Consider the following 15,245-nt stretch of genomic DNA (forward strand, 5'->3'; position numbering starts at 1 on the left):
ATGAACACGGCACGACCCCCGCAGGCGGCAGAGCTGACGCAGCGCTTCGCGCTGGACACACAGGGTTTCGAGGCGCTCAAGCACAGCGCGCGCGGCGGCGCCGACGCCAATACGCTGCAGGCAGTCGCCAAGCAGTTCGAGGCGGTGTTCACGCAGATGGTGCTCAAGAGCATGCGCGATGCCACGCCGCAGGATGGCCTGTTCGACAATGAGCAGAGCAAGCTCTATATGTCGATGATGGACCAGCAGCTGGCGCAGCAGATGTCGTCGCGCGGCATTGGCCTGGCCGATGTGATGGTGCGCCAGCTGGCGCGCGCCACCGGCACGCCGATGCCGGCCGGCATGAATGCCATGAGCCCGGCCGAATCAGGCAAGGCCGCGGATGCCGAGATGGCAAGGCTGCTTGACAGCCGCGGCGCGGGTGCCATGCCTGCCGACGCCGGCGAGCTGGCCGACCTGCCTGCCATCGGCACCATCGTGCCGGGGCAGAACTGGAATCCCACCGCAGGGCTGCGCCAGTATCAGCCGCAATCCTATGCGGATCGCGGCCAGGGTGACGACCGGCTTGGCAGGCTGCCGGACGACGCGCCGGCCCACGTCAGCGCCTTTGTCGCCCGCATGGCCGGACCCGCGGAAGCCGCCGCGCGCGCCAGCGGCGTGCCGGCGCGGCTGATCGTAGGGCAGGCCGCGCTGGAATCAGGCTGGGGCCAGCGCGAGATCACGCACGCCGACGGCTCCACCACCTTCAACGTCTTCGGCATCAAGGCCGGCGCCAGCTGGAAGGGGCGCGTGGCCGAGATCACCACCACGGAGTATGTCGACGGGCAGCCGCAGAAGGTGCGGGCGAAGTTCCGTGCCTATGGCTCGTATGACGAGGCCTGTGCCGACTATGCCCGCCTGCTGACCAACAACCCGCGCTATGCGGGCGTGGTCAGCGCGGCGTCCGCTGAAGAGGCGGCGCATGGCCTGCAGCGTGCGGGCTATGCCACCGATCCGGCGTACGGGCACAAGCTGGTGAAGATCATGAAGAAGGTGGCGGCCTGAGGGCAGGGGTGTTGCACTGGCGCCGGCCGTAGCTGACACCGTATGAACGCGGCTCCTCTCTCCCGCACGCGGGAGAGGGGAGCAAACCAGCCGGGATCTGGAAAGCGCCACTTCCACACCTAAAGTCCCGCCCCAACCAGCCGATAACTTCCACATCCACCACCGCCGGCCCTTGCCGCGGCAGTCCCATCAATCCGGGGTCAGAGCACAATGTCTCTCTTCAGTATTGGTCTTTCCGGCCTGAACACCGCGCAGAACGCGCTGACGACGACCGGCCACAACTTTGCCAATTCGGCGACCGAAGGCTATTCGCGCCAGAACACCATCGTGGCCTCGGCCGGCGGTCAGTACACCAGCCAGGGTTTCTATGGCTTCGGCTCCAACACCACCACGGTGATCCGCGTCTATGACGAGTTCCTGACCGGCCAGCTGCGCGGCGCCACCTCGGCCAGCGCATCGCTGGCGGCGTACTCGGACCAGATCGCCCAGATCGACAACCTGCTCGCCGACCAGAAGGGCGGCCTGGCGCCGCTGATGCAGAAGTTCTTCGCGGCGGTGCAGGCCGTGGCCGACACACCGGCCGATCCGGCAGCGCGCCAGGGAATGCTGTCGGCGGGACAGGCGCTGGTGGGGCAGGTGCGCTCGGCCAGCAACTACTTCAAGCAGCTGCAATCGGGCGTCAACGAGCAGGTCGGCACCGCCGTCACGCAGGTCAACGCATATACCAAGCAGATTGCCAACCTGAACCAGGAAATCACCCGCCTGAAGGCTGCCTCCGGCGGCCAGCCGCCCAACGACCTGCTCGACCAGCGCGACCAGGCCGTGGCCGAGCTGACCAAGCTGGTCGGCGCCAAGGTGGTGGTGCAGGACAGCGGCACCTACAACGTCTTCGTCGGCAACGGCCAGCCGCTGGTGATGGGCAATGATGCGTACGAGCTGAAGGCGGTTGCCTCGGCGGCCGATCCCAACCGCACCGTGGTGGCCTACACCCTGCCCAACGGCAACGTGTTCGAGAGCGAGCCGGGCGCGATCACCGGCGGTTCGCTGGGCGGCCTGCTGCAGTTCCGCACCGAATCCCTGGACGCGGCGCAGAGTGCCATTGGCCGGCTGTCGCTGGCGATCGGCCAGAGCTTCAATGCGCAGCACAAGCTGGGCATCGACCTGAACGGCGCCATTGGCACCGACATGTTTGAACTGGGTAGCGCGACCTCGATCCCCAACGCCAACAACACCGTGAAGACCACGGTGGCAACGGCCAGGATCGACAATGCCTCGGCCCTGACCACCAGCGACTACAAGCTGCAGTTCGACGGTACCAACTACACGCTGACGCGCCTCTCCGACAACCAGCAGGTGGTCACGCCGGTGCCCGCCGGCGGCGCCAGCTACCCGCTGCAGTTCAGCGCCGACGGCTTTACCGTCGAGATCAACGCGGCGATGGGCACCAACGATTCGTTCACGATCCAGCCCACGCGCAATGCCGCCACCGGCTTCGACATGGCGATCAGCGACCCGGCCAGGATCGCCGCGGCATCGCCGGCTCGCGCCGACGCGGCGGCATCGAACAAGGGCAACGGAACGGCCAGCCTGGGCAAGGTCGCGCCCGGCTATTCACTGCTGTCCGGCACGATCACCGCCAGGTTCGACGGAGCCAACTATGTCTTCAGCGATGCCAACGGACCACTCGCGACCCAGCCAACGCCCGTGCCCAACGGCAGCAATACCGACTACACCCTCAACGGCCTGACCTTCAGCTTCGGCGGCACGCCCGCGACGGGCGACACCTTCACGCTGAGCAGCAACGCCGGCGCGGTCAAGGACAACGGCAACATGCTGGCGCTTGCCAAGCTGCAGAACGCCAAGACCATCGGTGGCGTGTCCAGCTTCAGCGAGGGCTATGCCCAGCTGGTCAACGACGTCGGCACGCGTGCCAAGTCGGTCAAGATCGCCTCTGCCTCGCAGGACAGCATCACCACCCAGATCAAGACCGCGCAGCAATCGGTGTCCGGCGTCAACATGGACGAGGAGACCGTGTCGATGCTGCGCTTCCAGCAGCTGTACCAGGCCAACGCCCGGGTGATCCAGACGGCCGGCACGCTGTTCGACACCATCATCGGCATCGGCAGGTAAGCGGCGGCACCCACCAGCGTCAGCAGAGTCAGAAGAGGTAACCAATATGCGCGTTGCAAGCTCCACCCTGTACCAGCAAGGCCTGGCTTCGATGAACTACCAGCAGGGCTCGCTGCTGCATATCCAGCAGCAGCTCGGCACCGGCCGCAGCATCCTGACGCCGTCCGACGACCCCGTCGGCGCCACCCGCGCGCTGGGCGTGAGCCAGGCCCAGGCCGTCAACGGCCAGTACGCTACCTCACGCAAGCAGGCCAATATCGCGCTGGCTGCGGAAGAGAACGCGCTGCAGTCGGTGACCACCGTCACGCAGAACATCCAGACGCTGCTGGTGCAGGCCGGCAACGGCACCATGAGCGATGCCGACCGCGGCTCGCTGGCCACGGCGCTGGAAGGCCTGTACAACCAACTGGTGGGTCTGGCCAACTCCGACGACGGCAACGGCCAGTACCTGTTCGGCGGCACCCGCTCCGGCAGCGCGCCGTTCACGCAGAGCAAGGGTCCGGGCACCTACATCGGCGACAACGGCCAGCAACTGCTGCAGGTCGATGTGGCGCGCCAGATGCCCGCCGGCAACACCGGGCGCGAAGTGTTCATGAGCGTGACCGGCGGCGCCGGCTATGTCGTCAAGGGCAATGCCAACAACACCGGCAGCGCCACGTTCGGCACGGTGTCGACCACGAACCCGAGCGATCCCGACTACGGGCTCTCGATGGAGGTCAAGTTTGCGACCAATGCCAGCGGCCAGATGGAGTACACCATCACCAACCTGTCGGCAGGCACGACCCCCGCGCCGGTCGTGAAGGGGCCCGTAGCCTACACGTCGCCAGCCCATATCGACGTCGCCGGCGTCAGCTTCAACGTGACCGGCGATCCCAAGGACGGCGACACCATGACCATGGCTCCCGCCAGCGAGGCCGGCACCGACATGTTCGCCAACCTGCAGACCGTGATCGACACGCTGCGCCAGCCCACGCCCGACAGCAGCGATCGGGCCCATCTCGGCAACGTCATCTCCACCGCCACGCGCCAGTTCTCCAACTCGCTCGACAACGTGCTGACCGTGCGGGCATCGGTGGGTTCGCGCATGAATGAACTGGATGCGCTGGACGACGTGGGATCCAATCGTGACCTGACGTATGCGCAGACGCTGTCGGGGCTGCAGGATCTGGATTACGCGAAGGCGATTACCGAGTACTACCAGCGGCAGACGGCGCTGCAGGGGGCGCAGCAGTCGTTCATGCAAATACAGGGGATGAATTTGTTTAAGTATCTGTAAGGCGGGTGGGGCGCGGCGCTGATGTGCCTCCTGTTGTGAGGGACGAACTTTCCAACCTTTGTTCGTCCCTCACATCGCTAAACCTGAACCGGAAGAAGTCGCACTCGTAGATCGCGTTGAGCACTGAGTGCGGTCCAGTGCGGCTGCGCAATGGCGGAAGCCCAGTTATTGCGCAAACTAATGTGCTATTAGGATGGTGGAACCTCGGCCAGTCAGGAACCACGTATGAAGTGTGCCTAAGCCTTTCGCCTCAATGGCTCCCCGCTCTTCCACAAGGAACTCTCTTCCAAGCAAGCGCCGCGTGGCATCCGTCAATTGCACGCGCCCGGCGACACCGTGGGATTCCATCCGGCTGGCAGTGTTAACCGCATCACCCCATAAATCGTAGATGAACTTCCGTTTGCCAATGACGCCGGCGACCACTGGGCCACTATTCAGTCCGATCCGCATCTGCAACCCGAAGCCCCTGCACTGCCTTAGCCCCGTGCAGTCTCGTACCGGCTGGCGGGAAGCGCCTCGCGTTCGTTCGCCGCATCCTGCAAGCGGAAGTCGAACCGGATCCGGGTGAATGGGGCGGTGATTTCGAGCGACTCATACCCTGCAGCGCTTTTAGCCTGCTCAAGCTCCACAATGAGCCCGTCACGCGTGGCAAAGGCGAAATCGTCGTCCAGGTAGGTGTCTCCCGGAATGTTGATCTGCGTGGTCAGCGCACGCTTGCCCTCACCGGAAACGAGGAAGTGGATATGCGCGGGGCGGTTGCCGTGACGGCCCAGCAGATCGAAGAGCTCGGATACCGGGCTGTTGGGCGGAATCGCGTAACCGGGCGGCAGGAAGCTGCGGAAGCGATAGCGGCCGAGTTCGTCGGTCTCGATGCGGCGGCGCAGGTTGTAATCTGGCTGGGACGGGTCGAAGTGGGAGTAGCGACCGAATTCATTGCAGTGCCAGACGTCGACCACGGCGTACGGCACGGGTCGGCCATCGGTGCCGAGCACCTGCCCTTCCATGACGAACGGTGTGCCCTTGTCCTCGTTGCCGGCGTCCAGACGAACCTCGTTGCGGCACAGCGGGGCGCCGGGCACGTAGAGCGGGCCCTCGATGGCGCGCGACGTGCCAGAGGCGCGTGCGGCAGCCAGGTCGGCCTCATCCTCGCGGATGTCGAGCAGGCGGTCGAAGCCGAGACCGGCGGTGATGAGGCCGATCATGTCGGCCTGCCCCAGACGGGTTAGCCATTGGGCGGCGGCCCAGAATTCATCTGGCTTGACGTCGAATTCGTCGATGGTGCGGAACAGGTCGCCGACGATGCGCGCGGTGATGGCGCGCACGCGCTCGTTGCCGTCCTTGCCGATGCGGCGGCTGTTCACCAGTTCAAGCAGCTGTGCGGCATGCATTTCAGCCATGATGGAGTCTCCTTTTGTTTGGGGTATTGATGGTTGGAAGCGGCGCAGGGCCGCCGTGCTACAGATCCAGAACGATGCGCACCGTGCGCGAGCGCGACACGCAGGCACAGATTTGCTGGTTGGACGCCTTCTCCTTCTTGGAGAGGCAGTTGTCGCGGTGATCCGGCTCGCCCGCGATCACGGGCACCACGCACGTGCCGCAAATGCCTTCGCGGCATTCGGTGTCGATATCGCAGCCAGCTGCCTGCAGGGCATCGACGAGCGAAGTGCCTTCCGGGACGACAATGACCTTTCCACTCTGCGCCAACTCGGCCTCGAAGGCTCCGGCCGCCAGACTCGCCGCCTCGGGATCGGCCTGGAAGTGCTCCAGGTGAACCGCATCCGGCCCAATGCTGCGCTCGCCCTCCTCGACGACGCGGCGCATGAAGGCCGCAGGTCCGCAGGTATAGGCGAGCGCGCCCGGCGCTGCATTCGCCATGCAGCCGGCAAGCACGTGCCCTACAGCATCGCGCTCCTTGGCCATGTGGAACGTCACCTTGCCCTCGAACGCTTCGGACTCCAGCAGATGGACAAAGGCCGCATGCTCCCGCGAGCGCACAAAGTAGTGCAGGTGATACGGCTGGCCGAGCCGGTTCAGACGGTACGCCATGCTCAGCAGCGGCGTAATGCCGATGCCGGCGGCGAACAGCAGGTACTCGCTGGCCCCCTCCTCGAGGCTGAACAGGTTGCGCGGGGCACTGATGGTCAGTTCCGCGCCTTCCTGCACGCTCTCGTGCAGGGCGGCGGAGCCACCACGCGAGGCGTCCTCGCGCTTCACTGCGATCAGGTAGCCAGACGTATCGTCGGGCGGGCTGCACAGGGAATACTGGCGTGTGACGCCGGTCGGCCCGAGCACGTCGACGTGAGCCCCCGGCTCATACGGCGCAAGCGCCGCGCCATCACAGGGTACGAGGCGGAATGAGCGAATGCCGACTGCCTCTTCCACAACCTTTTCGACTCTGACTTTGTACATGACTACCCTTCCAGACTATCTACCTTGAACCAGATTTCGTGCGCATGATCGGCGCAAATTCAGCGCATCAGGAGGCCGCCGTTCGCGTCCCAGCTGGCCCCCGTGACCGCGCCCGCGGCGTCGGCGGCCAGCAGCAGCACGATATCCGCCACATACTCTGGCGATCCGAGCCGCTGGACGGGGATCGACCGGCGAATCGCGTCGAGCCGGTCCGCTGGCACGGTTTCGTGCACGATCGGCAGGTCCAGCGGACCAGGCGAGACGCAGTTCACGGTCACCCCATGCGCAGCGAGCTCGCGCGCGAAGACTTTGGTCAGGACCGCGACACCGCCCTTTGCCGCGGCGTAGTGCGCGCCAGTGGCGGTGCCGCCGCTCTGGCCGGCGAGCGAGCCGATATTGACGATGCGGCCGAAGCCACGCTGCGCGAAATGCGCGCCGAACACCTGCGAGCCGACGAAGGTGCCGCGCAGGTTGATGGCCACCACCTGGTCGAACTCTTCAGGGCTGATATCCATCAGCGCCGACACTTTGGACTTGCCAGCGTTGTTGACCAGCACGTCGGTGCCGCCCCAGCGCTCCTGCAATGCCGCCAGGGCTGACTCGAACGCGCTCTTGTCGGTCACGTCGAGGGCAAGGCCGATGGCCGATGCGCCGGAGGGATCCAGTGAATCGGCGACGGCGCATGCCGCACGGAAGTCGAGGTCGCCAAGCGCCACCCGGTACCCGGCGGCGTGCATGCGGCGCGCGATGACTTCGCCGAGGCCGCGGGCGGCGCCGGTGATCAGGGCAACTCGTTGCATGATGCCTCCTACAGCAGGAATCCGAGAGCGTTCAGGCTGTCGGTCGAGTTGATCAGGCGCACCACCTTCTGTTCCAGGCGGATGCCTTCCTGCGTGAAGCGCAGGCGGTGTGTCAGGTCTGCCGCGAACAGCGTGTGGATCTCGCGCTTGTACGCAACCAGGACCTGCGCCGAGCTGACCTCGATGACGTCGGCCGAACGCGATACCTCGGTGAAGCGCGAGACGGTGCGCACGGTGCGGGCGGCATCGACGGCCGACACAGAGTTGCCGGAGGTCAGGCGCTCGATACGCATGTCACGCATGCGCGCGTCGTCGTAGGCGTAGTTCAGCGTGGTCTCGAAGTCGGTGGTATCCGGGTCGATCGGCACCACGTAGTGGCCGGTGTCGCTCCACAGTCCGGCCCACTGGTGATAGTTCTTGCGGTCGAGCAGTTCCGCCTCGCGCCAGATGAACTCGGTGGCAAGCTGCAGCGAGGGCGAGACCATGGACAGTTCGTTCGGCTTATTCATCGCTCATCATCCTTTTCCACATGCGGTAGGCTTCGCGCATGCCGCCTTCGTCGGTGGCGTGCGAGATCTTGTCGCCGTTGTCGGCGACGACTTCGCGGTTCAGGCCGCGGTTGACCAGGATCGGCACGTCCTTGCCGGCGTACGAGCCGCGCTGCACGCGCTCCCAGGCTTCGGCGTCGTCAGGACTGCCGAAGCCGAAGGGGCCCTGGAAGTGCTCATGGATGCGCAGCCGCTCGCGGTTGGCGATCTCGGGGCCGCCGTCCATGCCCAGGGCAATGTGGCGAATCTCGGTTTCCGTCGCCGATACCGGATGCAGCACGCGGAAGAAGGCCATCGACATCGCGACGTTGGGGAACAGGTTCAGGTTGAAGCCCGCGCCATGCAGCGAACGGACGATGCGGCGCACCTGCTCGGGCGGCATCTCTTTTGAGAGCGCCTCGGTCACGTGCGCGAAGCGTTCCTGCAACGGCTCCGTGCCGTCGTCCTGGTCGAGGTCGACGTGCCCGGGCACCATCACCATCACGCTGTGGCCGTTGCCCAGCGCGTGGGTGACCGCCTTTTCGTCGGTCATGAAGGACAGCATCTCGGACGTCTCTTCATCCACCGACGACATCCACGACTTGTGGACGATCGGGAAGTGGTAGCCGTCGGTGGTGTTCTCGAGCTGGATCTTCCAGTTGCCCCGGAAGCGGAACTTGTGTTCGCCCTGGGTCTTGATGGGGTAGCCCGCGCCCTGCTTCATGAACAGGTCGATCCAGCGCTTTGCTTCGCCGAGAAAGTCGCCGAGCGGCTCCACATCCTGGTTGAAGCTGGCGAAGACCATGCCGGCGTAGCTGTCCACGCGCAGGGAGCGCAGCGGCAGTTCCGTCTTGTCCAGGATGTCCTCGTAGCCGTCGGGGTAGGGCAGGGCGCGCAGCTTGCCGTCCAGGCCGTAGGACCAGCTATGGTATGGGCAGGTGAATCCGGTGGCATTGCCTTTCGACTTCTCGCACACCGTGGCGCCGCGATGGCGGCAGCGATTCTCGAGCACGCGGATGGCGCCGGTCTTGTCGCGCACGACGATGACGGGCTGGCGGCCAATCTTCGTGGTCTTGAAGTCGCCGGGATTACGGATTTCGCTCTCGTGCGCGACCCAGATCCAGGTCTTGTAGAAAATGCGCTCTTGCTCGAGCTCGAACAGGCCGGGATCGTAGTACATCGAACCGTCCACGCGGTCCGCCTGCACCAGTTGCTCAGGCTTTGCCGCGAAGGTCAGCGGCTGGTAGCTATCGTGGGTATCGTGGGAACACATGCTAGTTCTCCGTGGGTTCAGTGGGAGGCACCATCGGCAGCGACCGCGCGCTCGATCCGGGTGGCGATGGCGCAGACCGTTTCGTCGTCACGCTTGCGTCCGACGATCTGGAGCCCGGCCCTGATTGGGATGCCGGGGACGCCGGGCAGCGGCACGGGCAGGGTGAGTGCGGGATGGCCGCTCAGGTTGAAGGGCCGCACCAGCGAGGTCAGGCCAAGGATCGGCGCTCCTTCGCGGACTGCGGCAAGGGTTGGGGGCAATCCGGGAAGCGTGGGCAGCACGATCGCGTCGACTTCGTCGAACACGGCGTCGACCTGCGCCATGAATGCGTGGCGCACGACTTCGGCCTGCAACAGATCGTCGCGCCCGACCTGGCTCGCGGCGATCAGGCGTTGCTCGACATCGGCCTGCAATGCATCCGAGCCGGTCAGGTGGCCGAAGGCCGCCCAGGTCTCGGCACTGATGATCTGCATGCCGGCCTCATAAGCGGCGCTCATGCCGTCGAGTCGGACGCGCTGCGTGGAGAAGCCTGATTTGCATAGCGCACTGGCGACGGCTTCGAGAATCGCGGGGTCCGCCTGCACCTCGTCCAGCAGGCCGATGCGGAAGCACCGCCCGGCACCGTGCGCCTGCAATGGATCGAAGCCCGGCGCAATCACCGCCATCGCGGCGACGATGCCGGCGACGTCATCTGCAAAGGGTCCAACGCAATCCAGCGAAGACTCGGCCGGATGCGCGCCGCGTCGGCTGACGCGGCCAAAGGTCGGCTTCAGGCCAACGACTCCGCAACAGGCCGCGGGCATGCGGATGGATCCGCCGGTATCTGTGCCCAGCGCGATGCGCACTTCACCGGCGGCTACCGCGGCGGCGGAGCCGCTGGAAGAACCACCCGGAATCCGGTCGGGAGCCTGGGGATTGACCGGTGTGCCGGCAAAGTCGTTGATGCCCGAGATGCCGAAGGCGAGTTCGTGCATCGTGGTCTTGCCAACGATGGACCAGCCGGCATTGAGAAGCCGGGACACCACTTCCGCGTGCTCGACAGCGGGCGGCGCATCGCGCAGCGCCCGGCTGCCCGCGGCCGTGGGGTAGCCCGCGATGTCGATGGAATCCTTGATGGCGATGGCGGGACCGGAGCCCCCCAGGCGGATGCGTGAGACGAAGGCGGTCATTGCGGCGTCTCCTTGCGCGCAAGCGCGACCTCCAGGCACGACAACCGCTCCGTCTGGAAATGCCTGATGCGGGCGGATCCATCAGCGCCGACCGCGAATTCGACGGCCAGGCGTGCCGAGATCAGTTCGCTCTTCCCGCCGGCATAGACCGATAGCTGCTGCATGATCCAGTGGCCGCGCATGACGCCCGCTTCCGCGACCATCGCTTCGCTGGTGAGGAAGTGCACGTTGCGCAGGAAATGCGGCGAGGGCGGCAGGTAGCCGCGCAGGAAGCCGCCGATGGCGGCCGGTCCGACGTGCCGGCCGAACCCGGTGGCGTATTCGGCGCCGACGCCTTCCCATATGGCGTCGCCGGTGAACAGGGCTTCCAGTTCGCCGTCACGCGCATCGCTCGGCGCCGGCACGTCGCACAACGACATATAGCGGGACAGCGTGCGCCGCGCCGCGTTCTGGGCTTCGAGCGCGGCGATCCGGGTTGCCAGGAGACTTGCGGCGGCGCCGGTCTCGCCGGACTGCGCGATGCACTGCGCTTGCGTCATGGCTCAGGCCGCCTCGGCGGGGATTTCGAGCGCGCGACCCACGCGCGCCTCGATCTTGGCGTAGCGCCACAGGCTATGCTCGCCGACCGGCGTGGTGCGGAACAGGTTGCAGGCGGCGACGACGGTTGCATAGTCCACGACGTCGGCCATGATGTAGACGGTCCATGGCGACGTCGTGGAGGGGCCGACCATCAGGCGGTCATCGTCGATGGCGCCGAGGATCGTGACGCCGGGCAGTGCCGCCATGGATTTCATCATGGCGCTGAATCCCTTCCACACTTCGATGCCCTGGCCCGTCGGCAAGTCGAAGAAGTTCTGGGTGATGCCGATGCAGAAGAGGACGCGCAGGGGAGTTTGGGCAGGTTGCGACATGGGGACTCCAGGTGGTTCTATGGTGGAAGGAGGGACGATGTAGCGGGTCAGATGTACCCCGGCATGGGGGGCACGCCCAGGCACACGGCGCCGGCGGCGTCGTACAGTCCTTCGCCAAGGAACGCGTGCTGGGTCACGACCATCGCGTCGCGCAGGTAGCGCTGCAGCGGGTGCCCGTCGTAGATCGCGGCCGTGCCCGCGAGCAGGTAGGCTGCCTGCACAGCGGATGCGCCCGCGCGCGTGGCCTGCACTGCCGCAAGGCGCACCAGGCTGGTTTGTTCGGCAGAGACGGCGTCGCCCTTCAGGATCGAATCCCAGGCCGCCTCGGTGGTCTCGTAGAAGAAGCCGCGCGCTGACCGCAGCTCGGCTTCCGCCTTGGCCACGGAGATGCGCAGGTATGGGCGGTCGGCCATCTTCGGCGCGCCGGTAATGCCGGTGCGGCCGCCGGCCATCCGCGACACCTCATCCAGCGCCGCGCGGGCGACGCCAAGATTGACCACCGCCAGTACCTGCGCCGCGTAGGCGAGGGACGGGTAGCGGTAGAGCGGTTCGTCTACGGAAGGCGTGCCGCCGCGCACGAAGGTCCACGCGTCGGAGACGAATACGTCCCTGACGCGAAGATCATGACTGCCGGTGCCGCGCAGCCCGATCACTTCCCAGTTCTCGACGATCTCCACATCCTCGGGCATCAGCACGGCCGTGCGCGGCTTGCCGCCGTCGCCGACGCCGATGCCCACGCCGAGAATGTCGGCGCCCTTGCAGCCGCTCGCGAACTTCCACAGTCCATTGACGCGCCAGCCGCCATCGACCTTCTCGGCTGGCTGGATGGGAAACAGGCCACCGGCGAACGCGATGTCCGGCCCATTTGCGTAGAGGCGGGCGAGGGTGTCGCGGGGCAGCGCTGCAAGGTAGACCGCGGCCGAGCCGAAGCTCGCGACCCATCCGGCGGAGCCGTCGGCCTCGGAGATCGTCTCGATCAGCTTGAGGAATTCAGACGGCGACCTTGCATCGCCGCCGAAGCACCGCGGCGTGGCCGCGCGATAGACACCGAGCTGCTTCAGGCGGGATACCATATCCCGCGGCACGTGCCGCTTCGCGTCGAATTCGTCCCGGCGGGCGCGGACCTCGTCCAGTACGCGGGCGAGCAGGTCCGGGCGCGGCCCAGCATCGGTGGCCTGGGGCGCAGCGATGCCGGGGTGTTGGTTGAGGAGGCTTTCCGACACGGCGGAATGCAACATAGTTGTCTCCTGTGGATGGTGTGGGCCGGCTCGGGAACCGGCTCTGACGGTGTGGACCGTTGAAACCAGTCTAGCGACGGCCCAGGGGGCCAAACAATTGGAGCGGGGCGTGCATTGCCGCACGGTTTCCCGGGGCCGGGTAAAGGAAATACCTATACGGGTCCGGGCTGTCCCGGCGGTACGCTTCGGGATGGACCTATTCACCAGCGCGGCCGTGGCCTCCGGGCGAGCTTCCGCGCGCAGGAACCACCATGTACTCATTCGGCAAAGATGACTTCTATCGCATGGTCGAGGCGCTGACCCTGCGCGTGATCCTCCATGACGCTGACACCAAGTCCATCCTCTGGGCGAACCGCGCGGCGCGCGAGACACTGGGCTTTACGCTGGAAGAGTTTCCGGCGCTTAAGGCACCCGACATGACCAGCAGCGCGGCGAAGTACAGGCGCGAGGTGGGGCTCAAATGGCTGGATGACGCGGCCCGGACGGGCCAGAGCGTGATCGAATGGTGTTACCGGGCAAAGAACGGCAACGAGATCCTGTCGGAGGCCATCGCCACGCGTGTGTCGCTGGAGTCCCGTGACGTGCTGATGGTGCAGTTCCGGGACATCTCGGCGGAGGAGGCGCTCAAGCGCGAGCTGCGGCGCTCGGAAAGCCGGCTCAGGGAGTTCATGCATGACCTGGCCGAAGGCGTCGTGGTGGTGGATCGCGGCGGGTGCGTGGTGTACGTCAGCGAATCCGGGTGCCGGATCCTCGGGCGTGCCGAGGAAGCCGTGCTCGGGACGACGTTTGACACCTTCTGCGAAGTTCCCCTGATGCCTTTACTGCGCGACAACGTGCCGCCGGATGCGACCACCCGGGGCTCCTTTTCCACGCGGTACCGCGTGCGGACCGCGACGGGGGAGCTGCAGTGGCATCAGGCGGCCATGCGCTACGTAGAGATCGAGGACGATGTCAGCGGCTACCTGCTGCTGTTTCGCGACGTCACGGCGCAGGTCGAGGCCGAATCCCTGGAGCGCGAGCGGGAGCGGGAGATCGAATACCTCGCCCGCTACAACGCGATGGGGGAAATGGCGATGACGATCGCGCATGAGCTGAGCCAGCCCCTCGCGGCAACGCGCAACTTCATCGAGGGCGCGTCGATGCGCCTGGCGAAGAACCATGCCGATCCGCATCCGATCCGCTTCGGGCTCGAGGCGGCGGCCCGCCAGGTGGAGCATGCGTCGCTGATCATCAAGAGCATCCGCGAGTATGTCGTCAAGCTCGAACAGGCCGAAGTGCTGGCCAACCTGAACGACATCGTCAACGACAGCGCGTATTTCATCTCCCTCAAGTGCGAGGAAGCGGATGTGCGGCTCGAACTGGCGCTATCCACCGACCCGTTGCCGATCAGCTGCGAGAAGGTCCTGATCGGTCAGGTGATCCTCAATATCGCGTTCAACGCCATCGAGGAGATGGCGGCGCTCCCCAGCGACCGCCGCACGCTGCGCATCGAAACCTGCGCCGCCGCAGACAAGGCGATCCTCTCGGTGCACGACCAGGGGCGCGGGCTGCCGCATGCAGACAGTCAGCGGATCTTCGACGGATTCTTCTCCGGCAAGCCGGGCGGCAACGGGATCGGGCTCGCGCTCTGCAAGAGTATCGTATCGCGGCATCGCGGCGACATCTGGGCGCAGAATCGCGTGCCCTACGGCACGTCATTCGCCTTTTCCGTGCCACTGTGCGCGAGCCCTGCCGACCGCAGGCGCCGTGCCGCAGGCCGCCGCGCCAGCTAGCCCGGCGTGCCGCCCGAACCCGACGCCCAGACCTCCATCACCTCACGCACCAGCGTGGCCGTGCTCACCACGCCGAGTTTCTCGCGGATCTTGGTGCGATGGACGTCGACGGTCTTCACGCTGATGTGCAGTTCGTCCGCAATCACCTTGCTCGCCTTCCCGTCCAGCACGCGGCGCAGGATTTCCTGTTCGCGCGCGGTGAGTTTGTCCAGCTTCGCGCGGATCTTCTTGCGTTGCTCGGCGCAGTCGTGCAACTGGATCGCCCGCTTCAGTGCCCCCTGGATCTTCTCGAGCATCTGCTGCGGGTTGTAGGGCTTCTCGACGAAGTCGATCGCGCCGTGCTGCAGCGCCTTCACCGACATCGGAATATCCCCGTGCGCCGAGACAAAGATGATCGGCAGCGTTGCGCCTTGCGCGTTGAGCATTTCCTGCAGCTGGAATCCGCCGGTCTCGGGCATGCGGACGTCCAGCACCAGGCACGCAGGGCGCTCGGGATCGTAGGCGGCCAGGAAGTCCCGCGCGCCGGCAAAGCACTCGGCCTGGACCGACACCGTCTCAAGGAGCCATGCCAGGGAAGTACGGAGTTCTTTGTCATCGTCGACGATGTAGACGATAGCCGAGGAAGCAGTCATGTCGGGGGCGCTTTCGTGTATGACGTACCGCACCAACGGGTCGGCGGGTGCACATCTGAGTGGG

14 protein-coding genes and 1 pseudogene are annotated in these 15,245 nt (G+C 65.9%); 4 read left to right on the plus strand and 11 right to left on the minus strand.

Annotated elements, in window-relative coordinates:
• The 3 genes from flgJ to flgL all read left to right on the plus strand — a co-directional run bounded on the left by flgJ (position 1) and on the right by flgL (position 4,450).
• Positions 1–1,044 (plus strand): flagellar assembly peptidoglycan hydrolase FlgJ, encoded by a 1,044-nt coding sequence (gene flgJ / locus AC3WLE_RS10640; protein ID WP_492318119.1) that lies wholly within the window; start codon positions 1–3, stop codon positions 1,042–1,044.
• Between the two features lie 210 nt (positions 1,045–1,254).
• Entirely contained in the window at positions 1,255–3,174 is a 1,920-nt protein-coding gene (flgK, locus tag AC3WLE_RS10645; protein ID WP_492318118.1) for a flagellar hook-associated protein FlgK, read from the plus strand.
• Positions 3,175–3,220: 46 nt separating this feature from the next.
• Positions 3,221–4,450, plus strand: coding sequence for a flagellar hook-associated protein FlgL (gene flgL, locus AC3WLE_RS10650; protein WP_492318117.1), 1,230 nt, complete (start codon positions 3,221–3,223; stop codon positions 4,448–4,450).
• 177 nt (positions 4,451–4,627) lie between these two features.
• Here the strand turns inward: flgL and AC3WLE_RS10655 are convergent.
• The 10 genes and pseudogenes from AC3WLE_RS10655 to AC3WLE_RS10700 all read right to left on the minus strand — a co-directional run.
• Positions 4,628–4,915, minus strand: a pseudogene (locus AC3WLE_RS10655) (adenylate/guanylate cyclase domain-containing protein); the annotation flags it as partial.
• A gap of 11 nt (positions 4,916–4,926) precedes the next feature.
• Positions 4,927–5,847, minus strand: a complete 921-nt coding sequence (locus AC3WLE_RS10660; protein WP_492357201.1) for a dioxygenase family protein — start codon at positions 5,845–5,847, stop codon at positions 4,927–4,929.
• Between the two features lie 58 nt (positions 5,848–5,905).
• Positions 5,906–6,859 (minus strand): PDR/VanB family oxidoreductase, encoded by a 954-nt coding sequence (locus AC3WLE_RS10665; RefSeq protein WP_492357200.1) that lies wholly within the window; start codon positions 6,857–6,859, stop codon positions 5,906–5,908.
• 59 nt (positions 6,860–6,918) lie between these two features.
• Positions 6,919–7,662, minus strand: coding sequence for an SDR family NAD(P)-dependent oxidoreductase (locus tag AC3WLE_RS10670; protein WP_492357207.1), 744 nt, complete (start codon positions 7,660–7,662; stop codon positions 6,919–6,921).
• 5 nt (positions 7,663–7,667) lie between these two features.
• Positions 7,668–8,168 carry an aromatic-ring-hydroxylating dioxygenase subunit beta gene (locus tag AC3WLE_RS10675; protein ID WP_492357199.1) on the minus strand — a complete coding sequence of 167 codons (501 nt, stop codon included), beginning with the start codon at positions 8,166–8,168 and terminating at the stop codon, positions 7,668–7,670.
• The gene (locus AC3WLE_RS10680; RefSeq protein WP_492357198.1) at positions 8,161–9,459 is read right to left on the minus strand and encodes an aromatic ring-hydroxylating oxygenase subunit alpha; all 1,299 of its coding nucleotides are present in this window, start codon (positions 9,457–9,459) and stop codon (positions 8,161–8,163) included. The genes AC3WLE_RS10675 and AC3WLE_RS10680 overlap by 8 nt, the downstream gene beginning before the upstream one ends.
• Positions 9,460–9,476: 17 nt before the next feature.
• Positions 9,477–10,628 (minus strand): amidase, encoded by a 1,152-nt coding sequence (locus tag AC3WLE_RS10685; protein WP_492357197.1) that lies wholly within the window; start codon positions 10,626–10,628, stop codon positions 9,477–9,479.
• The gene (locus AC3WLE_RS10690; protein ID WP_492357196.1) at positions 10,625–11,167 is read right to left on the minus strand and encodes a nuclear transport factor 2 family protein; all 543 of its coding nucleotides are present in this window, start codon (positions 11,165–11,167) and stop codon (positions 10,625–10,627) included. Before AC3WLE_RS10690 ends, AC3WLE_RS10685 begins: the two co-directional genes overlap by 4 nt.
• Before the next feature lie 3 nt (positions 11,168–11,170).
• Positions 11,171–11,539 carry a hypothetical protein gene (locus AC3WLE_RS10695; protein ID WP_209762072.1) on the minus strand — a complete coding sequence of 123 codons (369 nt, stop codon included), beginning with the start codon at positions 11,537–11,539 and terminating at the stop codon, positions 11,171–11,173.
• Positions 11,540–11,586: 47 nt separating this feature from the next.
• Positions 11,587–12,777: an acyl-CoA dehydrogenase family protein gene (locus AC3WLE_RS10700; RefSeq protein WP_492357195.1), complete on the minus strand. Its 1,191-nt coding sequence runs from the start codon at positions 12,775–12,777 to the stop codon at positions 11,587–11,589.
• A gap of 251 nt (positions 12,778–13,028) precedes the next feature.
• Here AC3WLE_RS10700 and AC3WLE_RS10705 point away from each other — a divergent pair, with 251 nt between their 5' ends.
• A complete protein-coding gene (locus AC3WLE_RS10705) occupies positions 13,029–14,549 on the plus strand; it encodes a sensor histidine kinase (RefSeq protein WP_492318109.1) in 1,521 nt (506 codons plus the stop codon).
• Here AC3WLE_RS10705 and AC3WLE_RS10710 read toward each other — a convergent pair.
• Entirely contained in the window at positions 14,546–15,181 is a 636-nt protein-coding gene (locus AC3WLE_RS10710; RefSeq protein ID WP_492318108.1) for a response regulator transcription factor, read from the minus strand. The two genes, AC3WLE_RS10705 and AC3WLE_RS10710, sit on opposite strands and share 4 nt — an antisense overlap.
• Positions 15,182–15,245: the final 64 nt, after the last annotated feature.

This window comes from Cupriavidus sp. FW306-1B-F12B, assembly GCF_058781795.1.

Bases quoted from the DNA above. Each gene is read 5' to 3' on its own strand.
- flgJ (WP_492318119.1), top strand. From the start codon at position 1: ATGAACACGGCACGACCCCCGCAGGCGGCAGAGCTGACGCAGCGCTTC.
- flgK (WP_492318118.1), top strand. From the start codon at position 1,255: ATGTCTCTCTTCAGTATTGGTCTTTCCGGCCTGAACACCGCGCAGAAC.
- flgL (WP_492318117.1), top strand. From the start codon at position 3,221: ATGCGCGTTGCAAGCTCCACCCTGTACCAGCAAGGCCTGGCTTCGATG.
- AC3WLE_RS10660 (WP_492357201.1), bottom strand. From the start codon at position 5,847: ATGGCTGAAATGCATGCCGCACAGCTGCTTGAACTGGTGAACAGCCGC.
- AC3WLE_RS10665 (WP_492357200.1), bottom strand. From the start codon at position 6,859: ATGTACAAAGTCAGAGTCGAAAAGGTTGTGGAAGAGGCAGTCGGCATT.
- AC3WLE_RS10675 (WP_492357199.1), bottom strand. From the start codon at position 8,168: ATGAATAAGCCGAACGAACTGTCCATGGTCTCGCCCTCGCTGCAGCTT.
- AC3WLE_RS10680 (WP_492357198.1), bottom strand. From the start codon at position 9,459: ATGTGTTCCCACGATACCCACGATAGCTACCAGCCGCTGACCTTCGCG.
- AC3WLE_RS10685 (WP_492357197.1), bottom strand. From the start codon at position 10,628: ATGACCGCCTTCGTCTCACGCATCCGCCTGGGGGGCTCCGGTCCCGCC.
- AC3WLE_RS10690 (WP_492357196.1), bottom strand. From the start codon at position 11,167: ATGACGCAAGCGCAGTGCATCGCGCAGTCCGGCGAGACCGGCGCCGCC.
- AC3WLE_RS10695 (WP_209762072.1), bottom strand. From the start codon at position 11,539: ATGTCGCAACCTGCCCAAACTCCCCTGCGCGTCCTCTTCTGCATCGGC.
- AC3WLE_RS10700 (WP_492357195.1), bottom strand. From the start codon at position 12,777: ATGTTGCATTCCGCCGTGTCGGAAAGCCTCCTCAACCAACACCCCGGC.
- AC3WLE_RS10705 (WP_492318109.1), top strand. From the start codon at position 13,029: ATGTACTCATTCGGCAAAGATGACTTCTATCGCATGGTCGAGGCGCTG.
- AC3WLE_RS10710 (WP_492318108.1), bottom strand. From the start codon at position 15,181: ATGACTGCTTCCTCGGCTATCGTCTACATCGTCGACGATGACAAAGAA.